General features: G+C 43.2%; 17 protein-coding genes. All 17 read right to left on the bottom strand.

All coding sequences use genetic code 11. The features are described 5' to 3' along the window. Nucleotides 1-3: 3 nt before the first annotated feature. On the bottom strand, nt 4-945 hold the full coding sequence (locus tag FEK66_RS12140; protein ID WP_131161395.1) for a glycosyltransferase: 942 nt from the start codon (nt 943-945) through the stop codon (nt 4-6). Nucleotides 946-1,028: 83 nt separating this feature from the next. Further along, nucleotides 1,029-2,072, bottom strand: a complete 1,044-nt coding sequence (locus FEK66_RS12135) for an EpsG family protein (RefSeq protein ID WP_138211467.1) — start codon at nt 2,070-2,072, stop codon at nt 1,029-1,031. A gap of 67 nt (nt 2,073-2,139) precedes the next feature. Then, nucleotides 2,140-3,060, bottom strand: a complete 921-nt coding sequence (locus FEK66_RS12130; protein ID WP_135494428.1) for a glycosyltransferase family 2 protein — start codon at nt 3,058-3,060, stop codon at nt 2,140-2,142. A 104-nt stretch (nt 3,061-3,164) separates the two neighbouring features. Continuing rightward, nucleotides 3,165-4,082 (bottom strand): WavQ, encoded by a 918-nt coding sequence (locus FEK66_RS12125; RefSeq protein WP_130206901.1) that lies wholly within the window; start codon nt 4,080-4,082, stop codon nt 3,165-3,167. Beyond that, on the bottom strand, nt 4,079-5,599 hold the full coding sequence (locus FEK66_RS12120; RefSeq protein ID WP_135494430.1) for an oligosaccharide flippase family protein: 1,521 nt from the start codon (nt 5,597-5,599) through the stop codon (nt 4,079-4,081). The genes FEK66_RS12125 and FEK66_RS12120 overlap by 4 nt, the downstream gene beginning before the upstream one ends. A gap of 69 nt (nt 5,600-5,668) precedes the next feature. Beyond that, complete coding sequence (rffA, locus tag FEK66_RS12115) at nt 5,669-6,802, bottom strand: dTDP-4-amino-4,6-dideoxygalactose transaminase (protein ID WP_130206905.1); 1,134 nt, start codon at nt 6,800-6,802, stop codon at nt 5,669-5,671. After that, entirely contained in the window at nt 6,799-7,350 is a 552-nt protein-coding gene (gene rfbC / locus FEK66_RS12110; RefSeq protein ID WP_131161398.1) for a dTDP-4-dehydrorhamnose 3,5-epimerase, read from the bottom strand. Before rfbC ends, rffA begins: the two co-directional genes overlap by 4 nt. A 4-nt stretch (nt 7,351-7,354) precedes the next feature. Further along, nucleotides 7,355-8,233 (bottom strand): glucose-1-phosphate thymidylyltransferase RfbA, encoded by an 879-nt coding sequence (gene rfbA, locus FEK66_RS12105; protein WP_105280193.1) that lies wholly within the window; start codon nt 8,231-8,233, stop codon nt 7,355-7,357. A 58-nt stretch (nt 8,234-8,291) separates the two neighbouring features. Then, complete coding sequence (rfbD, locus tag FEK66_RS12100) at nt 8,292-9,191, bottom strand: dTDP-4-dehydrorhamnose reductase (RefSeq protein WP_135494432.1); 900 nt, start codon at nt 9,189-9,191, stop codon at nt 8,292-8,294. Continuing rightward, the gene (gene rfbB, locus FEK66_RS12095; protein WP_130206911.1) at nt 9,191-10,276 is read right to left on the bottom strand and encodes a dTDP-glucose 4,6-dehydratase; all 1,086 of its coding nucleotides are present in this window, start codon (nt 10,274-10,276) and stop codon (nt 9,191-9,193) included. The genes rfbD and rfbB overlap by 1 nt, the downstream gene beginning before the upstream one ends. Nucleotides 10,277-10,648: 372 nt before the next feature. Then, nucleotides 10,649-11,542 (bottom strand): UTP--glucose-1-phosphate uridylyltransferase GalF, encoded by an 894-nt coding sequence (galF, locus tag FEK66_RS12090; protein WP_000183029.1) that lies wholly within the window; start codon nt 11,540-11,542, stop codon nt 10,649-10,651. Between the two features lie 174 nt (nt 11,543-11,716). Next, nucleotides 11,717-13,111, bottom strand: a complete 1,395-nt coding sequence (wcaM, locus tag FEK66_RS12085; protein ID WP_130206913.1) for a colanic acid biosynthesis protein WcaM — start codon at nt 13,109-13,111, stop codon at nt 11,717-11,719. Nucleotides 13,112-13,121: 10 nt separating this feature from the next. Continuing rightward, entirely contained in the window at nt 13,122-14,342 is a 1,221-nt protein-coding gene (gene wcaL, locus FEK66_RS12080) for a colanic acid biosynthesis glycosyltransferase WcaL (RefSeq protein ID WP_135494434.1), read from the bottom strand. Then, complete coding sequence (gene wcaK, locus FEK66_RS12075) at nt 14,339-15,619, bottom strand: colanic acid biosynthesis pyruvyl transferase WcaK (RefSeq protein ID WP_135407181.1); 1,281 nt, start codon at nt 15,617-15,619, stop codon at nt 14,339-14,341. The genes wcaL and wcaK overlap by 4 nt, the downstream gene beginning before the upstream one ends. A gap of 178 nt (nt 15,620-15,797) precedes the next feature. Then, the gene (wzxC, locus tag FEK66_RS12070; protein ID WP_135494436.1) at nt 15,798-17,276 is read right to left on the bottom strand and encodes a colanic acid undecaprenyl disphosphate flippase WzxC; all 1,479 of its coding nucleotides are present in this window, start codon (nt 17,274-17,276) and stop codon (nt 15,798-15,800) included. Nucleotide 17,277: 1 nt separating this feature from the next. Further along, nucleotides 17,278-18,672 carry an undecaprenyl-phosphate glucose phosphotransferase gene (gene wcaJ, locus FEK66_RS12065; protein WP_025670468.1) on the bottom strand — a complete coding sequence of 465 codons (1,395 nt, stop codon included), beginning with the start codon at nt 18,670-18,672 and terminating at the stop codon, nt 17,278-17,280. 54 nt (nt 18,673-18,726) lie between these two features. Next, nucleotides 18,727-20,097: a colanic acid biosynthesis phosphomannomutase CpsG gene (gene cpsG, locus FEK66_RS12060; protein WP_130260002.1), complete on the bottom strand. Its 1,371-nt coding sequence runs from the start codon at nt 20,095-20,097 to the stop codon at nt 18,727-18,729. Nucleotides 20,098-20,100: the final 3 nt, after the last annotated feature.

The following is a 20,100-nucleotide window of genomic DNA, read 5'->3' as shown; positions in this document are numbered from 1 at the left end:
TATTTACTTAAACCATCCAGTAACAAATAAAATTTTAAAAATTACATCATCCATAAATTTTACTCTCTTTACACGCCTCGCAAGAACATACTTCAATCTACCTACTAAACTATCTTGGCATTCAACAAAATCTCTACTCATTGCATACGCTTCTTTTTTGTTATGTCTTAAACAGTATAAAGAAATCAACTCCATCTGAAACAATAAAAGATGGCTTCCATTTTTTTTATTTTTTTTAAATTGCCTTATTCTATTATGAAAAATATTTTTAAATCCTGATTTTATGCCTACAACATTATTATCATGCTGTCTATAACTGAGATAACTGTTGTGGTCATATATTAATATGCCGGATATTTTTGCCAGTATTAAAAAAAACCAATCATGCATAACAATCCGATTGGCAATATTTTCCTCTTCTAAATCTAAATCTAAATATAATTTACGTAAATATTGGTTGAAAACAAAAGTACAACCAGGTGCACAATTTTCAATCAATATATTATTCAGCGAAAAATCACTATGAGAATCATAACAACCTATATAATTCAATTTATCATCAACATAATTATACGAAGAGCAATAGCCTATTGCTGTATTTTGCTCATATTGTGCAATCTTAGTTGTTGCAGCAATCAATTTAAGGGGATCCCATACATCATCCTGATCACAAAAGGCGTAGTAATCATAATCCTCAACTTTCTTAACCAACCACAAAAAACTAGCTATAACCCCAACATTTTCACCTTCATACAAAAATATGGAGTGATTTTGCGACATATAGTTTTTAATAATTTCACATGTTGAATCAACAGAACCATCATCTCGTATATGAATATGCAAATCGAAATCTCTATAGCACTTTATTATCGACTCCAGTTGTTCTCTAATATATTTTTCACCATTATAACTCGATAATAAAATAGCCATTTTTTTTAATTTCATTTTTTTCCTATATCATCAACATTAATTGTATTTCACATACTGAATAAAACTCAGGTTTTACTTATATCTGATATTATCCAAATCTACAGAACCGAGTATTCTTTTAAAATCTCAAGATGATAAATATTTATATAAAACATTATAAAGCATATGCCAACGACGACTAGTTTTGCAAAATTTTTTTGCTTGAAAAGGAGGGCTAAGGATGGAAGTAATATTATCTCACTGATAGAAAAAAGTTCACTAACACGTAATGAAAAAACTGGCAGTGAAGATAAAACAATGAAAGCAAGCGGGGATAAAGAATAGATTTTTAAAAAAAGCACCCCCTTACCTATCAATAATTTTTCCCGAGCAATAACAAAAGAAAGTGTAACTATAAGCAGATGTAATATTTGCATTACAGAAAAAATATTAACAGGGACAAAATCAGCACCTTGACTTTGGTTAATATAATCACTGAACTTATATTGTACATAAGAAATAGGGATAAAATTTACTACAGTTAAAAAGTTCACCCCCAAATAATAAGACAAATACGCACCAAATAGCATTAAAAAATAAATAATGATGTATTTTCGGCTAACAGCATATGGATCAAACAATAAAACAACAAGAAATAATAATGCAGTTATATGGAATGTTGCTGCAAGAGAGATCAATATGACAAATTCTATGGCTTTTGTCTTTTTAGCATACTGCAATACCGAATATAAGACTATAGCACCTGCAACCCCAGCCCTTATCTGAGTCATATCTTGCAATAAAAAAGTATTAGAGTAATACACGAGCACTGATAGCAATAAAAAAGGTGAACATTTTTTAATTACATTATATTTTAATGAAATTGATATCAGCGCAAAAACGACAAAAACAATTAAATAGGCATTAAATGCATTGATTGCAATAAAACTCATCAATTTAAATGATGGCTCTATTGGAAATAATAAGTTATTTGCCGAATCAAAAATCAACATGATATAGTTTGCATAATCCCTATCGACAGACTCGCCGCGAAATGCACACATTAAAAACAAGAATATCATTATTGCTTTTAGCAAGAGTTTCTGCGCAGGAAGAAATGATAGTGCAGCGATGCTTATAAATATTGATAGGTATAAAAACATTACAATCTCATTTCACGATAAAATGGTTAATATAGCTTAACATTAGTTTTTAATTGCCAATATATTATCAAGAATTAGAGAAGTAACCTTTCCCCATTTTACCTGTTACACCATCTCTTATTGCAATCGCTAACAACTTGATTTTCTTTAATTTTGAAGATGCACTAAGTGTATGTACAATTATAAATAATGGTAACTTAAAAAACAAATATACACGATGATTGAATGATATTTTATTTTTACGAACTAGATATATTGAATTTCTCACTATGAAATAATGTCTAAAATCACTATGCATTATCACATTTTTCCCAAATACACGTTTCGCTTCATTTCCAATATTGTGCATCATGACAATGTTTGGCACTACATAAGATATTAACCCCATTTTCTTCGCACGTTCGCACCATTCAATATCGACAAAATCTATAAACAAAGACTCATCCATAACACCTATTTTTTCCAGGACTTCCATTCTAATCAAACTCCCTGAGGAAATTAGAAAATCAGTCTCTATCGGGTGTACGCCTTGGAGCAATGTTGTTTTCTGAAAAGGTTTTATATGGATTGCTCCTGTTATCTTTCCAGTTTTCTCATCCTTAAATGCTGGACCAAGTACAGCTACTTGTTTTCCGTCATTTATAAGAGAACGTTCACTCAACAGCAACGTATTAACCATATCTTCTGGAAGGATACTGTCTTGATCCAAAAATAAAATATGTGATGCCTTCGATTGCTTGGCATATTGAATTCCAATATTCTGAGCTTTTGCAATACCCAAATTGTTGTTTAAACGATAGAGCTCAATTTTATCTTCGTATGATTCAAACTCTGCATCAGGTATAATAAAATTCGGATCATCCGTGTTATCTACAAGTACAATTTTGTCAACTTGTACAATTGTTGTTCTTAATAATTCATGTACCCGATTAGTTTCCGGCCTGAAAAGAATCACAATCGCAATAATATACTTACCTTGTTCTATCATGTTTTTCCTATCACTAGTTAGATGCAATGTATTAAATCATACAACGGTCAATCCATTAGTAAAACTTAACCAAACCAACATAGATTATGTTATATGTAACTAGTTTACAATTTGCTATTACCAAAAAAAAATTCAATTTCTTGCAAGCAATTAATAACTCTATCTATTGATTTATTATGTTCAGCTACTATATGACTATAGACTCTATCTTTGGTCCTTTCTGCCCAATTAATTTGTTCTTCAGTAAAACCATAAGCTATCCCATAACGGTCGCTTTCATTAGGGTACCAGTCGTTCACACTTTGCTCTTCTGTTGGTACAACATATGATGGGCAACCACATAGAACAGAAAATATAGAATATGCAGTATAATCATCATAAGAAATAAATTTTTGTGCTCGTTTAAATATATTCGCTATTTGTTGATGTGTTAAACCATCAATTTTTATTGAATTTGGGGGATGAACTATTTTTTTGTCAGAACCTTTCCGAATAAGATAACAACATTCTATATCCCTTTCTTGACTTACTTTATTGTTGTATATCTGAATCGGGTAGTAAATTACCTTTAGCTCATTTGATGCTAAGCAAGATCCCTCATTATAAAAGTCATTAATCGCTGAGTTAAATTTAAAATAGAGTTCATTTTTTCCATAGTCCACAATATTAGTATGATATCCTGGCTGATGTAACAGCCACCTTACAACATTTTTTATTTTTAAAGGATTACCATTAATTATTTCAGGATAGATCACCACAGAATCTGACGGAAAATTATTTAGTTTTAGCCAAACAGGAGTATCCCACTCATTATTAGTTTTAAACTTAAATTTACCATAAAGCTCCCATTTTAATTTTGATAGAAACTTCCTAATTGTTCTGCTTCCATAATAAAATGGGTCTAATTTAACTAAATATGCATTATGAGTACTGTATTTGTTAATTATATGACATAGCCGATGCAAAACCACAGAACCGCCGCTATTTTCATCATATGAGTTTGTATATATATATATATTCATTTATCAGTAATCTTTAATGAAATTTGTGAAACTCTTTTCGCTATCAACATACAGTGAACAAGAGCAAACACAAGCCCTGCAAAGCCCACTAAAAATAGTTGTACAAATAAAATCCATTTAACACCATGCTCATATTGAAATTTCGTAGAAAACTTAAAATATATCAACTCTATCAAAAATAAAGGGATGATATATAAATATATAATCCGTAATCCTTTGATAAAGAACTTGGCAAAATTATACCCGCCCCATAATAAAAATAAAAAAGCAGAACTTACACCAAAGAAAATAGATGTTCCCTCTCCAAAATATTTTTTTGCAACAAAGATATTTACCGGGATTACGATAATACTAAATAGTGCATAGACAATAGTATGTTTCTTTAGTTCACCAAAGCTATATAACAGTAAAAACACAAAATTGGAATATATTGAAAATACTCCACCTATAAATAACCATGGTAAATAGTTGGCAGCTTTTACTGATAATGTTTCATTACCGCTCCATATAAATATAATATCCTTACTATAAAAAACCAAAAATGCACTTAGCGGTATTGTAACGATAAATATAAATATCAATGAATTGCTAAACAATTCAGAATATGCTTTTAAGTTTTTTTGATGATAATATCTTGTTAGCTTGGGTTGTAAATATTGATTTAGTGGGTCACTCAATATAGCTAATACACTTATTATTGATACCGCCACACTGTAAATGCCATATTCGGTCAATGTACTGTATTTGGTTAGTGCTAATTTATCTGATTGATTAACCAAAACCCATAAAATTGATAAAGTTGACAACTGTAACGCGAATCCTATTATTTTCTTAACTGATGTATCACTAAGTTCGATATTATTTTCTTTTGGTGGACATAATAATAATCCTGTTTTTCTTATTTTCTCACTACACAACACCATTAAAGCACAACTAATAGCCGATGAAATCAATTGCATCGAAAAATAAAACTCAATCCCTTCATTAAAGTATTTCATTAAAAATATCGTTAATGGTTGAGATAGTGTAATGCTGAATAAATTAATAGTTGTCAATGTAACTTGTGATTCGTTAGAAAGTAGTATGCTACGAGATGGCCCTTGCATATAACGTAATGCAAATATCCAAAACATCAATGTTGTACAAAAAACAACCACCCCTCTATCCAGTTGTGTATTTAGCCATGAAGCACTATACTGCTCACTTATCCACCAACCAATGATAGCTAATAAAAATGACACAACTAAAAAAAACATAACTATTTTTTTATATAGTATGTTAAATTTTTTATATGTTTCTTGATTTTTCCTAGAAATAATTGCTTCTCTAGTTATTACGCTTCCCAAGCCAGCATCCAAGATACTAAGGCAAGCCTGAAGAACTGTAAAAAATCCAATTAGACCATATGTCTCTAATCCAACTATATCTATCAGTATTGGAATAAGAATAATTGTAATTAATGCGGAATATATCCTTACGCTATATATGTAGGTTAAAATCTTAACTTGTTTATTCATAAACCATACTTCATAATATATGACTTCCTCCAGAGCATAAAGTGGTGGTTATAATACCACCACTTTATTTCAAGCATTTTTTTTAAAGAATTCAGTTATCTTTTCCGAAATATAGTTAACCTGCTTACTCTCCAACTCATAATACATTGGTAGTCTGAGCAAACAATCTGAAAATTTGTCACTATTTTTCAAATTAACCTTTTCATTTTGTTTAATATAGTATTCACTTTTATTTAATGATAGGTAATGAAAAACAGAATGTATTTTATTTTCTTTAAGGTAAGAGATAAGTTCAGAGCGTTTTTTAAGATCATGGCACAGTATATAAAACATATGTGCATTATTGGTTGCGTATTCCGGTATTTTAGGAAGTTGAATATATCCAGAACTAGCCAAATCATTTAGGTTACTATAGTATTCATTCCACAATTCCTTTCGTTTATTTTGAATGGTTTCAATATTCTCCAATTGTGCATAAAGATAAGCGGCTATTATATCCGATGGAAGAAAAGAAGAACCTATATCAACCCATCCATATTTATTGACTTCCCCCCTGAAGAAAGAGGCGCGATTAGTTCCTTTCTCTCTGATAATTTCTGCTCGATGAGAATATTCACCATCATTTAAAACAATTAATCCTCCTTCTCCTGATATTATATTTTTGGTCTCATGAAATGAAAATGTCCCAAATGTACCAATACTGCCTAGCGGTCTATCTTTATAATATGAATCAATTGCCTGGGCAGCATCCTCAACAATATGAATCCCGTATTCTTTAGCAATCTCTAAAAATCTATCCATATCGCATGCTACACCTGCATAGTGCACAACGATTATTGCTTTTGTTCTATTTGTGATAAGTTTACTCGCAGATTCTGGGTCCATATTTGGATTATCATCATAACTATCAGCAAAAATTATTTTTGCACCTCTGAGAGCAAAAGCATTTACAGTTGAAACAAAGGTATAAGCAGGTGCTATAACTTCATCGCCAGGCTTGATATCTAACAGAATTGCTGCCATTTCCAGCGCGTCTGTGCAGGAAGTAGTCAAAAGCGCTTTCTGAAATCCATATTTTTCCTGAAAAAAATCATGACATTTTTTTGTAAAAATTCCATCACCTGAGATCTTACCATTCGACACAGCTTCTGAAATATATTTCAACTCATTTCCATGAAGATACGGTTTATTAAAAGGTATCATCTGCATTCCTTATTCTCCAAAAAAAAATCAGCATTTTTATCTTTATCCGATAGGATAAGTTCATTACTTTTTATTGGCCAGTCAATATTCAATATAGGATCATTCCATCTGATACAACCTTCGGCACTTGGCATGTAATAATTGGTCGTTTTATATAGAAATTCGGCCTCTTCACTAATTACTACAAAACCATGAGCAAAGCCTTCGGGTATCCATAATTGTTTTTTATTTCGCGCTGAAAGGAATACACCAACCCATTTACGGAATGTACTTGAGTCAGGACGTATATCAACAGCGACATCATAAACTTCACCTTTAACACAGCGAACTAATTTTGCCTGAGAATAAGGTTTAATTTGAAAATGCAATCCTCTTAAAACACCTTTAACTGATTTCGAATGGTTATCCTGAACAAATTCGACCTTACGCCCCACTGCCTCTTCGAATACTTTCTGATTAAAGCTTTCCATAAAGAAGCCACGTTCATCCCCAAAGACTTTTGGTTCAAAAATCAGCACATCAGGAATTTCAGTTTTAATTACATTCATTTTATTAATAACCTTTAATCATTTTGAGCAGATACTGACCATAAGCATTTTTCTTCAACGGTTCGGCTAATACTTTCACCTGCTCAGCATCAATAAACCCTTTACGATAAGCAATTTCTTCCGGGCAGGATACTTTTAATCCCTGACGCTCTTCAATTGTTGCAATGAAGTTACTTGCTTCAATAAGGCTTTGATGCGTCCCTGTATCCAGCCATGCATAGCCACGCCCCATCATAGCGACAGACAAACGTCCCTGTTCCATATAAATACGGTTAATATCGGTAATTTCCAGTTCGCCACGGGCAGAAGGCTTAAGGTTTTTCGCCATTTCCACAACGTCATTGTCATAGAAATAAAGCCCAGTAACCGCATAGTTACTTTTTGGTTCCAGCGGTTTTTCTTCCAGGCTAATTGCCGTACCGTTATTATCAAACTCCACCACACCATAGCGTTCAGGATCATTAACGTGATAAGCAAATACCGTTGCACCGCTTTCTTTGTTAACCGCAGCGTCCATTAATTTCGGCAAGTCGTGTCCATAGAAGATATTATCGCCAAGCACGAGTGCACAATCATCACCACCAATAAAGTCTTCACCAATGATAAACGCTTGCGCCAGGCCATCCGGACTCGGTTGTACTTTATACTGTAGATTAAGCCCCCACTGGCTCCCGTCCCCCAACAATTGTTGGAAACGCGGTGTATCCTGTGGCGTACTAATAATCAAAATATCGCGAATACCCGCCAGCATCAGTGTTGAGAGCGGGTAATAGATCATAGGCTTGTCATAAATAGGCAGGAGTTGTTTACTCACGGCCATAGTCACAGGATAAAGACGAGTGCCGGAACCACCAGCCAGAATAATACCTTTACGCGTTTTCATTTCACCATTCCTTTTAATTCATCCCGCTCTGGCATCATAAGCGAGATGCAAAAATTTGTTAAATTGCCGTAGTCGTAAATAATTCGTTGAGCATACGTTTCACGCCCACCTGCCAGTCAGGCAAGACAAGCGCAAAGTTCTGCTGAAACTTTTCTGTATTGAGGCGAGAGTTATGTGGTCGACGGGCTGGTGTGGGATAGGCCGTTGTTGGCACGGCGTTAAGTTTGTTAAGAGCAAGGTTGATCCCTGCTTTGCGCGCTTCTTCAAATACCAGAGCGGCATAATCATGCCAGGTTGTTGTACCACCAGCAACCAGATGGTACAAACCAGCAACTTCTGGTTTGTCTACTGCTACGCGAATGGCATGAGCGGTGCAATCAGCCAGCAATTCGGCACCTGTTGGTGCGCCAAACTGATCGTTTATCACAGCCAGTTCTTCGCGCTCTTTTGCCAGACGCAACATTGTTTTGGCGAAGTTATTTCCTTTACCTGCATATACCCAGCTGGTACGGAAAATAATATGCTTCGCGCAATGTTCTTGTAACGCTTTTTCTCCGGCTAGTTTAGTTTCACCATAAACATTCAAAGGTGCTGTTGCATCCGTCTCCTGCCACGGTATTTCACCGGTCCCCGGAAATACGTAGTCAGTAGAGTAATGAATAACCCAGGCGCCGACTTCATTAGCTGCTTTTGCAATCGCTTCGACACTTGTCGCGTTAAGTAATTGTGCAAATTCCGGTTCTGATTCAGCTTTGTCTACTGCGGTGTGAGCGGCTGCGTTGACTATAACATCAGGCCGAATGCTTCTTACGGTTTCAGCTACACCTTCGGGATTACTAAAATCACCACAATAATCAGTGGAGTGAACATCAAGAGCAATCAGATTACCCAGCGGTGCCAGAGCACGTTGCAATTCCCAACCAACCTGCCCTGTTTTGCCGAATAGGAGGATATTCATTACTGGCGGCCCTCATAGTTCTGTTCAATCCACGATTGATAGGCGCCACTTTTCACATTATCAACCCATTTTGTATTGGACAGGTACCATTCCACTGTCTTTCGAATCCCGCTCTCAAACGTTTCTTGCGGTTTCCAGCCCAATTCACGGCTAATTTTATCGGCATCGATTGCATAACGGCGATCATGTCCCGGGCGATCAGCAACATAAGTAATTTGCTCACGATAAGATTTCTCTTTCGGGACTATCTCATCCAACAAATCACAAATAGTCAGCACAACATCGATGTTTTTCTTTTCGTTGTGTCCGCCAATGTTATAGGTTTCCCCCGCTTTACCTTCAGTAACTACGGTATACAACGCTCGAGCATGATCCTCTACATACAACCAGTCGCGGATCTGATCTCCTTTGCCATAAATAGGTAATGCCTTACCTTCCAGTGCATTAAGAATAACCAGTGGAATAAGCTTTTCCGGGAAATGATAAGGACCATAGTTGTTCGAGCAATTAGTCACAATTGTCGGTAAACCATAAGTACGTTTCCATGCACGAACCAAATGATCGCTTGACGCTTTAGAAGCAGAATACGGACTACTTGGCGCGTATGCTGTCGTTTCCGTAAATAACGGCAACGTTTCATTGCTATTTACTTCATCCGGATGGGGTAAGTCACCATACACTTCATCAGTAGAAATATGATGAAAGCGGAAGTTTTTTTTCTTTTCATCATCCAGACCAGACCAATAATTGCGCGCTGCTTCTAAAAGTACGTAAGTTCCTACAATATTAGTTTCAATGAATGCCGCCGGGCCAGTTATTGAGCGGTCAACGTGGCTCTCAGCCGCCAGATGCATCACCGCATCTGGCTGGTGTTGTGAAAAAATACGAGCCATCGCTGCGGCATCGCAGATATCTGCATGCTCAAATGAATAACGTTCAGAATCAGAAATTTCAGCGAGCGATTCCAGATTTCCGGCGTAGGTTAATTTATCGACATTAACAACACTATCTTGCGTATTATTTATTATGTGACGAACAACAGCAGAACCAATAAATCCTGCGCCACCAGTAACAAGTATCTTCACTTTTTTATTCCATATAGCCAGAGAGCATGCTGTGAAATAGACTGCTCCAGATTTGATTAATAGATGCATTAATGCACGCTACCGCCCCTGGCTTAACAGCTACCAGAGCACTGCGTACATTTCCACGATGTGACGAGCGTAACCCACTCGTGCCAAATCCGAAAAATTCAAACGCTAATTGTCTTACCAAACAGCTGTAGAAACAAGGAAAATCCTGGAAAAATTTGAACTATGATTGCAAGCTAACATACTGTTTTTATTATATTTATAAAAACAACAACGGCAGTGAGATTCAATGAGCAAAACTTATGCTACGAATCTTCACTGCCGTTTTTAATTACTTACTGACCGACACTTCCAGTCAGGAATTTGTTACTCGCTTAACAACTTCTCAATGCCTTTGCGGAACTTAGCGCCTTCCTTCAGGTTACGCAGTCCATACTTCACAAACGCTTGCATATAACCCATTTTCTTACCACAGTCGTAACTGTCCCCAGTCATCAGCATTGCGTCAACTGCTTGTTTTTTTGCCAACTCAGCAATGGCATCAGTCAACTGAATACGTCCCCATGCTCCAGGTTGAGTACGCTCCAGTTCAGGCCAAATATCGGCAGAAAGCACATAGCGACCTACTGCCATGATGTCTGAGTCCAGGGTCTGCGGCTGATCCGGTTTTTCGATAAATTCAACAATGCGGCTAACTTTGCCTTCGCGATCAAGCGGATCTTTGGTCTGGATGACGGAGTATTCAGAGAGATCGCCCGGCATGCGTTTTGCCAGAACCTGGCTGCGGCCAGTTTCGTTAAAGCGCGCAATCATTGCGGCCAGATTGTAACGCAGCGGATCGGCACTGGCGTCGTCGATAACAACATCCGGCAGCACCACGACAAACGGGTTATCGCCAATGGCTGGTCTGGCACACAAAATCGAGTGGCCCAGACCTAAAGGTTCCCCCTGACGCACGTTCATAATGGTCACACCTGGCGGGCAGATAGATTGTACTTCCGCCAGCAGCTGGCGCTTCACGCGCAGTTCAAGGAGAGATTCTAATTCATAAGAGGTATCGAAGTGATTTTCGACTGCGTTCTTGGACGCATGAGTTACCAGGAGGATTTCTTTGATCCCTGCAGCCACAATCTCGTCAACAATGTACTGAATCATTGGCTTGTCGACGATCGGTAGCATCTCTTTAGGAATCGCCTTAGTTGCAGGCAACATATGCATCCCAAGACCCGCTACAGGAATAACTGCTTTTAAATTCGTCATTATTTCATCCACCTGTAAAATGGTTGCTGAATTATAGCTTGTTCGATTTTTTTCGCCAGCATCAATTCCCCTGAATTGATTACTGATTTACTTCCGATGTTACGCCGCTTCGCTCAAGATTGCAGTAGCGTTATTCCTAAGTATGGCTCTATTTTTCCAGGAATGGTCGCAAATCTACCTGCCCCGTTCCGGCAGCTTAAAGTTAATATTTTCCACATTAACGACATGGTGATTAATCCTGTCGATATCGACTGAACTTTGTCCTTTTTCATTCACCGCATGAACATTTACCAGCGACAGTAACGTCTCGTTCTTTGCCATAAAGACACCACGAACGTCCTTTCGCAGGTCGAAATTCATGGTCAATGCCGGCCCCGCAGTGGATTCTTGCATTACGTTGATATTACGCATAAAAATGTGTTGCGGCTTGTTGTGAAGCTCCAGCGAAGAACGCTTTATTTCAATGTTGTTCAACGCCACGAATGAGACGGCATTCCCTGCGGAAATTTGGATTCCGCGCAATTTCCAGGCAATGTTAGTGTTATCAAGATGAATATTATTCAATCTGAAGTTTTGTGGTATTGAGAGATACTTACCTTTAATGACTCCGTAACCGATTAACATTCCGGCACTATTGGTCATTTCTATATTGTCAATAACAAAGTTATCACATCCATATATCGCTACCGTGGCGTTATCAATACCCGCTTTCTTGCTGAAAGCTGGCGTAATATTATGAGCCTTGATATTACGAATGATGAAGTGTTTGCCGTTCTCAACATGAATCAGTTGCCGACAATCCGATCCCGTGATATTCGCCACGACAAAGTTTTTAACCGACTGGTCTTCCGGGTAGTTATTATTGTAAGTACTTCCTGCCAGTCCTATGCCAATACCCCAGTTGATTTTGCCGTTAGTACAGTTGATGCGCTCGATGACATGGTCAGATATCAAAATGTCGCGATCATTGATTGCTACATTCCATTCAATAGCGTCGCCCTGTAAGTCGCTGAACTTACAATTGGTGATGTTGGCACCGATAATCTGGTTATGAAATCCCTGGCGTAAAATGGCGTAATTAGCGTGGCTAACAGTCAGGTTATCGATAGTCAGGTTGCGCATGACACGTTTATTTTTGCCGCCGATATAAATCTGCGTTACCGGGCCAAAGCCGCTCATCGCCAACCCTTTAATGGTGCAGTCAGAACCGCGCACATCAAGGGTGATGTTATGCATACGGCCGCCCTCCTCCCCTGTCACCTGGCTGCCGTCCTGTAAGACAAATCGCCCTCTGCCGTTGCCGCGCAGGCTTCCAAGGATGTGTAACGTTTTGCCACGAGGAATGAAGATGCCGGTGTTGATATTGTCACAAACCAATCCGGCAGGCACGACGACCGTTTGCCCTTCGCTGAAAGCCTGTTTAAATGAGGCGATCCAGTCGTGTGGATTGTAGTCGTTGATATTAACGCTTTGTCGGGCAGGAAGTGCACGGGCGAAAGGGGTATGAAGGAAGGCAAGCGCCGAGCTTGCCGTCAGGAAGGTGCGTCGGGAGAGTTTTTTAAATGGCATGCGTTCTCCTCTATAAAGCTTGCAACAAGCTGGCGAGTTCTCGGTTAATCACCTGCTGGTTAAAATCGTGTTCGACTTTTTCGCGCGCGCGTTTGACGACCGGAGCCAGTTCGTCGGTGTCCAGTTGGCTAAACGCCGCCAGTCGTTGCGCCAGTGCACAGGCATCGTTCTCAGGTACCAGCCAGCCGGATTTATCGGCCTCTACCAGTTCCGGAATTCCGCTATGCAGAGTAGAAACCACCGGAATGCCGACCGCCATCGCCTCCATCAGCGCCACCGGAATGCCTTCCATATCACCGTCCGCGCCCGTAACTGATGGCAGCAGGAAAACATCCGCGTCGTCGAGCATCGCCTTCACTTCGTGGCTCGGTTTAAAGCCCGGCATCTCCACCACATCTTCCAGTTGATATTGTTCGATGAGGGTACGCAGCCGTCGTTCCCACGGGCCAATGCCGAGAATGCGATAGCGAAATGCCACGCCCTGCTCTTTCAACTGACGGCAGGCTTCAATCGCCACGTGCAGGCCTTTTTTCTCGGTTAAGCGTGCGACGGAAATGATTTCCAGCGGTGTTGCGGGCGCTTTCACCGGACGTGGGCTAAAGCGCGTCATGTCCACGCCCATACGCGATACGGCAATTTTTTCCCTAGGGCAGCCCATTTTTTGCAGCCTTCCGGCCCACAAATCGCTTATCGGTAACATCAGGTCGCCACGGCGGAACAGTTGCTGATATTCGGGAGTGTAGTGGTTGAGCACTTCCCGACTGGAGATATCAATGCCATGGAAGATAGTCGCAATTTTGCCGCGAATGACACCCAGTTCGCGTAGTTTTGCTGCGGTTACCCCCGCCGGGCCAAAATGAGCGATAAATACATCGGCATGAAGCGGTGTTGCGACCTGGCCGCAAATAGCAGACAAAATCAGGTTCCGCGACTCGGCACCATAGCGTTTAAGGTTGAGCGCCTGCCAGGTATTTTTATGATGAATGCCGCGTAAGGTCTGGCTGGCGCGGTGGCGCAGTTTCGCTACTTTGCCTTGTGGTTCGTCCTGTAACCAGCGGGTTCTGGCGGCAAGGTTATATTTCGTCCATGCCGCGTGAGTGTTCTGGGTGTCGCCTTTTTGCAGCGCGACAATCTCCACCTCAAAGCCCATATCAATAAACGCGGTAATTTGGTTGAGAACGAAGGTTTCCGACGACAGCGGAAATTTCAGTAAAAAGAAGCCGACCTTCATTTCGCCTCCCCGATGCGCTCAAGCACAGATTGCACCATCTGCATTCCTGTCTGACGTTCGCGACTGACGGCTTCGTTAAGTCGCGCGTTCAGCGCCGGAAGCTGGCCTAAGGTATCCGCAACCATCGCTTGCAGGCTGCCGTCCAGTAAATGACGGATATCAATTGCCATCTCTGGCAGTCCCAGCTGCTGCATAATCCCGGCGGATTTATGTTCGTAGTTGATGGCAATCGCCGGAGTGGCAAAGTTCATTGAGATAATGGCAGAGTGCAGGCGCGTACCGACGGTGAGTTCACAGGCACCAAGAATTTTGCCCATTTCCAGGTCGTTGAGTTCATCCATCACCACGTGGTAACGAGCAGGATCGCTGATATGCTGGCGCAGATTGAGCGCCACCATGCGGTCGTCTTTGTTATAGCTGTCGATGCCCGTACAGGTGGAGAGCGCAATCACCTGATAGCCTTCGTCGAGAATGCGATTGACCACCCCGGCAAAGGCTTTTTCATACGCTTGCTGAGTGGTGCCGAGACGTTTGTCGAACGGTGCCAGTTCGCGCAGGGTAATTGCCACCGTTTTCTGTTGTGCGGCAACGTCCAGCCAGTGTTGAACAGCATAGCTGGCGGTGAAATCTTCTGTGTGGTGATCGACCAGCCACGCGGTATCGACGCCATGTTCAACTTTTGCGGTAGTGATATTGCTGCGTTTCATCAGTTCAAGACTGACCGATTCGCGCAGGATCAGCGCGTCGCAGTGACCAAAGACGTAGTTCGCCAGTTGGTTAAATTGCTCATCCTGGAATGGACCGACGCTATGACCAATCATAAACAGCGGCTTTTTTGCCATAAACGTGCAAAGTGCGTGTTCAAACTGCGGCACGCCGTAGAGATCGACAAAAAACGATCCGCCGACCTGGATAATGGCGTCGTAACCTGACAGCAGGCGCACGAAGTCGGTGAATCCCTGGGCGATAGCGATATTACGCAGCTTGCCAGTGTCGGTCACACGGGAAAGCAATACCTGATGCTGGTAGCGGCGACGGAGGACTTTTTTAACGCGCCCGACAACGCCCGCCGCGCTGTTGTGTTGTTTCATTTGCAGGAACAGCGGATCGCCCATTACCGGGCGATTGAGCAGCCAGGAAGAACTGACCGGATAGCGGCTCATCACGTCCACTTCGGCGTGTGGATTTAGGATGTTGATGGCATCAAGTAAGCCGCGCAGGATGGCGCTGTCACCGCGATTGCCGCAAGTGTGGTTGCCCAGAATAAGTAATTTCATTTTTTCCTCATAAATTAGACGCCAGGTGAGGCTGTGCTTGTTGTGTTCGTTGCCGCTTTTTACCTGATGCGACGCTGGTGCGTCTTATCAGGCCTACAGGTCCCGAGCATAGAACCGTAGGCCGGATAAGGCGTTTACGCCGCATCCGGCAACCGTTATCGGAACCGAAAACAACAACTCACCCCGCCCGTAAAAGCATTTTCATTTTTTCGCCGCGACAAAACTGACGCTTCACTTCCACCACCAGCGCATGGCGCGACAGCACAATCATCACCACAAACGCCAGCACGCCCGCGGCTATTTGCACCGCCAGCAGCATCCCCAGCGCCAGTTGTGCTTTCAGCAATACGCCCAGCGAATAACTGACCACCAGCGTCGGCAGCGAGAGATAAAACGGCAGCCATAAACTCAGGATGTACTGGCGATAACTGGAACCGAGCACCGGTTTAATCATCACGAAGTAACTCAGAATGGTGTTGATAATCTGCACCAGCAGGAAGCCAAGCGTGACGCCAATCGCGCCCGCCATCTGCCCACCAATAACAATCGACGGAATAAACAGAAAGGTTTTGAATACGTTGAATTTAAAGCTGATATCGACCCGCGCTTTCGCCATCAGCAGCGAACCAATCGGGTTACCCACGGAGCGCAGAAGCCCCACGACACACAGCAATTGCAGTACCGGAATAATGCTGTTCCACTTTTCACCAAAGACCAGCGGTACAAAGTTATTCGACACCACCATCAGCCCGAGCAGCGCCGGAAAGTTGATAATTCCTACCACCGACAGCAGCTTGTAGAAGTTAATGCGCAGCTTTTCGGTGTCGTCCTGAATTTTGGCAAACGCCGGAAACAACACGCGGGTGATGATTGGGTTCAGTTTCATCGGCGGCACAACGGCCACGTTGTACGCCAGGTTGTATCCTCCTGCCACGCCCGCGCCAAGAATACGCGCCAGCACCAGCGTCGAAAGGTTGGTGTTGAGATAGTTGATGATGCTGTCCGCCGTCAGCCAGGCGCCAAAGCGTAAGTTCGGTGCCACCGACGCCAGCGAGAAATGCAGACCGGGGCGATAAATTTTGCGACCAAAGTAGCCAAACAGCAGCGTTCTTACCGCACTATTGACCAGATAACCGAGGATCGCGGTCATCGCCAGCGGCCAGAAATGGGCGCTAACCACCGTAAAAGTGAAGCCCGCCAGCACCGCGCTGGTTTCGATCATGCCGATTTTGTTGAACTCCAGCTCCTTCTGCATCAACGCGCGGAACTGCTGCCCGTGGGGGATCACCACAAACGCCAGCGACAATGTTTTAATCAACGGTGCCAGGTCCGGGTTATTCAGCACGTCACCAATGGCATCACTCAACAAAAACACCGCCACGCACACCACGATCCCCAGCCCGACGTTCAGCCAGTACAGCGTGGTGAGTTCCAGGTGGCTGATTTCTTTTCGCTGAATAATCGAGTTAGCGATACCGAAGTCAGAAAGCGTATCTGCCAGCGCGATGATCACCAGCGACACAGTAAGCAAACCGAACTGGTGGTTGTCGATAATCCGCGCCAGCACGGTCATCTGCACCAGCCCGAGGCCGATAATGATCACCGTGGCAATCGCCGACCACTTCGCGCCGCTGATGGTTTTTTCACGTAAGCTCATATCAATATGCCGCTTTATTAACGAAGCCTTTGAATACCGTCAGGAAAACGATTTTGATATCGAACCAGACGCTCCATTCGCGGATGTACTCAAGGTCGAACTCGACGCGTTTTTCCATTTTCTCCAGCGTGTCGGTTTCGCCGCGCCAGCCATTAATCTGCGCCCAGCCAGTAATGCCCGGTTTCACCTTATGGCGCAGCATGTAGCCTTCAATGAGCTGGCGATATTGTTCGTTATGCGCCACCGCGTGCGGACGTGGACCCACAATCGACATCCCCCCGGTCAGCACATTGATAAACTGCGGCAATTCGTCCAGCGAAGTGCGGCGCAGAAAGTTCCCCACTTTGGTTACGCGCGGATCGTTCTGCGTCGCCTGAGTCACCACTTTGTCGTTCTCCATCACTTTCATGGAACGGAACTTCCACACTTTGATCGGTTTGCCATCCATGCCGTAGCGAGTCTGGCGGAAAATAACCGGCCCTGGTGAACTGAGTTTTACCGCCAGCGCAATACAGCACAGCACCGGGGAGATCAGCAGCAAGATCAGCGTCGCCAGCACAATGTCTTCCGCACGTTTTAGCAGGCGGTTAACTCCGGAAAGCGGCGTGTCGTATAGCGGCACCACCGGTACGCCGTTCATCTCTTCGATACGGGAATGAAGAATATTGAAGGTAAATACATCAGGGATCAGCAGCACCGAACAGGTGGTATCCGCCAGTTGATGGACCAGTTTTTTCACGCGCGCGCCGTCGCACATTTGCATCGCAATATAGACGTTATGAATCTTGCCCGCTTTCGCATCCTCGACCAGCTGTTGCAGATTGCCCGCCCAGTCGTTAGAAACGCCGCCTGGTTTCGGGTCGTGGTATACGCCCACCACTTCAAACCCTAACCACGGCTGATTACGGAAGCTCTCCATCAGCATTTGTCCGGCGGCTAAATCCCCCGCCACTGCGACCATGCGCTTGTTATAGCCATGGTTACGCAGCCAGCCCGCCCCAATGCGAATACACGAACGGCAAACCACCAGTCCGATACTTGTCAGCGCATACCACGCCAGCCAGATTTTCAGTTGCGTGTCGAAATCATTATTGAACGCCACCAGTCCGGCGCTGAAAATCACGCTTAAGGTCCAGTTTTGTAGCAACAGGGCAAATTCTGTCGCTGCCCGAACACCGCGCCATGAGCGATAAAAATCGGTGATGCCGCCCAGCATCTGGAACACCACCAGCGTAATCAGCGCCACCAACAGGTGCATGTAGAGGAATGACAGTCCGCTGACTTCGCAAACCAGCCATAGTCCGGCAAACATGATGGTGATATCTGAAAAGCGTTGCACCATAGAGATTAACGATGCATTGGTTTTCGCTCGCTCGCGCTTTTTTAGATTTGTCATCGTTGTTCCTGTTATTAGCCCCTTACCCGCAATGGGGTAAGGGAAGATCCGACATTACTCGTTCAGCAACGTCAGCAGAGTTCGCGTTCGCGCTTCCATCAGCGGCACATCACCGCGCGATTCCACATTCAGGCGCACCACCGGTTCGGTGTTGGAAGAGCGCAGGTTAAAGCGCCAGTCGGCAAAGATCATGCTGATGCCATCGGTACGATCCACTGCCAGCGCCTCACGGCTAAAGTGCTGTTCGACGCGGTTAATCGCCTCAACGGGTTGCGCCAGTTTGCTGTTGATCTCACCGCTTGCCGGAAACGCCGCCATCCGGTCGCGCACCAGTTCGCCCAGCGTTTTCTCTTTCAGGCACACCAGTTCGGCGACCAGCAGCCACGGGATCATGCCGCTGTCGCAGTAAGCAAAATCACGGAAGTAGTGGTGGGCGCTCATTTCGCCACCGTAGATGGCGTCTTCCTTGCGCATACGTTCTTTAATAAAGGCGTGTCCGGTTTTCGACATCACCGGCGTGCCGCCTGCGGCAGTCACCACATCAACGGTGTTCCAGGAAAGACGGGGATCGTGGATGATCTTCGCGCCGGGATTTTTTTCGAGGAACGCTTCTGCCAGCAGGCCGACAATGTAGTAGCCCTCGATAAACTGCCCTTTTTCGTCAAACAGGAAACAGCGGTCAAAATCGCCATCAAAAGCAATGCCCATATCTGCGCCGTGTTTAATGACTGCATTGCGAGTGTCGTCGCGGCATTCCGGCAGCAGCGGGTTAGGAATACCGTTGGGGAAATTGCCGTCCGGCGTGTTGTGCACTTTGATTAATTCCACAGGCGCGCCGAGGGCTTTAAAGCGGGCTTCAATGGCGTCCACCACCGGACCCGCTGCGCCATTCCCGGAGTTAATCACCAGCTTGAGCGGCGTGAGGTTTTTGACGTTGATATAACCGAACAGGTGATCAACGTAAGCGTCACGCAGATTGATTTGCTGATAGCGACCGCGTTTGGTTTCATCGACGGGAGGAAAGTCGTTAGCTTCTGCCAGGCGCTGGACATCGCGCAGTCCGGTATCACCACTGATCGGGCGAGCCCCTTCGCGCACCAGTTTCATGCCGTTGTAATCCATCGGATTATGGCTGGCAGTAACTTCGATGCCGCCATCCACACCGAGATGGAACGTGGCGAAATAGATCTCTTCGGTGCCGGACATGCCAATATCCAGCACATCGACGCCCGCATCCTGTAAACCTTTTGCCAGCGCCAGTTTTAAGGTTTCGCTGGTGAGGCGGATATCACCGCCTAAAACAATGGTTTTCGGTTTAAGAAATTCGCCATAGGCACGACCAATGCGCCAGGCAATATCTTCATTCAGTTCTTCGCCTAATTTTCCGCGAATATCATAGGCTTTAAAGCAGGTTAATTTTTTCATGTC

It is taken from the genome of Escherichia sp. E1130 (assembly GCF_005781065.1).
Taxonomy (GTDB): domain Bacteria; phylum Pseudomonadota; class Gammaproteobacteria; order Enterobacterales; family Enterobacteriaceae; genus Escherichia.
This window is presented reverse-complemented; position numbering and strand designations above follow the sequence as displayed.

What these genes read in the sequence shown, in the direction of transcription:
- rfbC (WP_131161398.1), bottom strand. Translation starts at nt 7,350, where the DNA reads ATGAATGTAATTAAAACTGAAATTCCTGATGTGCTGATTTTTGAACCA.
- wzxC (WP_135494436.1), bottom strand. Translation starts at nt 17,276, where the DNA reads ATGAGCTTACGTGAAAAAACCATCAGCGGCGCGAAGTGGTCGGCGATT.
- FEK66_RS12125 (WP_130206901.1), bottom strand. Translation starts at nt 4,082, where the DNA reads ATGAATATATATATATATACAAACTCATATGATGAAAATAGCGGCGGT.
- FEK66_RS12140 (WP_131161395.1), bottom strand. Translation starts at nt 945, where the DNA reads ATGAAATTAAAAAAAATGGCTATTTTATTATCGAGTTATAATGGTGAA.
- wcaJ (WP_025670468.1), bottom strand. Translation starts at nt 18,672, where the DNA reads ATGACAAATCTAAAAAAGCGCGAGCGAGCGAAAACCAATGCATCGTTA.
- cpsG (WP_130260002.1), bottom strand. Translation starts at nt 20,097, where the DNA reads ATGAAAAAATTAACCTGCTTTAAAGCCTATGATATTCGCGGAAAATTA.
- FEK66_RS12130 (WP_135494428.1), bottom strand. Translation starts at nt 3,060, where the DNA reads ATGATAGAACAAGGTAAGTATATTATTGCGATTGTGATTCTTTTCAGG.
- galF (WP_000183029.1), bottom strand. Translation starts at nt 11,542, where the DNA reads ATGACGAATTTAAAAGCAGTTATTCCTGTAGCGGGTCTTGGGATGCAT.
- rfbD (WP_135494432.1), bottom strand. Translation starts at nt 9,191, where the DNA reads ATGAATATCCTCCTATTCGGCAAAACAGGGCAGGTTGGTTGGGAATTG.
- wcaL (WP_135494434.1), bottom strand. Translation starts at nt 14,342, where the DNA reads ATGAAGGTCGGCTTCTTTTTACTGAAATTTCCGCTGTCGTCGGAAACC.
- rffA (WP_130206905.1), bottom strand. Translation starts at nt 6,802, where the DNA reads ATGATACCTTTTAATAAACCGTATCTTCATGGAAATGAGTTGAAATAT.
- wcaK (WP_135407181.1), bottom strand. Translation starts at nt 15,619, where the DNA reads ATGAAATTACTTATTCTGGGCAACCACACTTGCGGCAATCGCGGTGAC.
- FEK66_RS12120 (WP_135494430.1), bottom strand. Translation starts at nt 5,599, where the DNA reads ATGAATAAACAAGTTAAGATTTTAACCTACATATATAGCGTAAGGATA.
- wcaM (WP_130206913.1), bottom strand. Translation starts at nt 13,111, where the DNA reads ATGCCATTTAAAAAACTCTCCCGACGCACCTTCCTGACGGCAAGCTCG.
- rfbA (WP_105280193.1), bottom strand. Translation starts at nt 8,233, where the DNA reads ATGAAAACGCGTAAAGGTATTATTCTGGCTGGTGGTTCCGGCACTCGT.
- FEK66_RS12135 (WP_138211467.1), bottom strand. Translation starts at nt 2,072, where the DNA reads ATGTTTTTATACCTATCAATATTTATAAGCATCGCTGCACTATCATTT.